This window comes from Pelagicoccus sp. SDUM812002, assembly GCF_031127835.1.
Lineage (GTDB): Bacteria > Verrucomicrobiota > Verrucomicrobiia > Opitutales > Opitutaceae > Pelagicoccus.
In genome coordinates this window covers 1-473 of sequence record NZ_JARXHX010000130.1, presented here as the reverse complement: position 1 = coordinate 473, position 473 = coordinate 1, and the positions used below count along the sequence as shown (strand labels likewise).

The 473-nt window shown below is 66.0% G+C and carries 1 protein-coding gene; it reads left to right on the top strand.

Features of this window, described 5'->3' with window-relative positions; all coding sequences use genetic code 11:
• Window positions 1-24: 24 nt before the first annotated feature.
• Window positions 25-473, top strand: a 449-nt coding sequence (locus QEH53_RS24010) for an AMP-binding protein (RefSeq protein ID WP_309025774.1), incomplete at its 3' end; no start/stop codon positions are given.

The window sequence follows — 473 nt, the reverse complement described above, 5'->3', positions numbered from 1 at the left end:
CGCGGCTATTTGAATAACTCCGAGTTGACTTCCCGGAAGTTCGTTCCCGATCCTTTCTCCTCTGGGGAGCGGATGTACCGTTCCGGGGACCTGGCCCGCTGGCTCCCCGACGGGAACCTGGAGTTCCTCGGCCGCATTGACGACCAGGTGAAGGTCCGGGGCTTCCGCGTCGAGCTTGGGGAGGTGGAGTCCGCCCTTTGTGCGCTCGCCGACGTGCGAAGCGGCGCTGTCGCGGCGAGGGAGGTGAACGGGGAGACCTCCCTAGTTGCGTACGTTGTCTCCGCTGGCGAGCTCGACGTGGCGTCCCTGCGCTCGTCCTTGGGTCTGGTCCTTCCCGGCTACATGGTTCCCTCTTTCTTCATCCCGATGGACGCGCTTCCTCTGACTTCGAGCGGGAAGCTGGACCGCAATGCGCTGCCCGCTCCCGACGGGTCCTCGCTGACCTCTGGGGTCGAGTACGCGGCGCCGCGCGA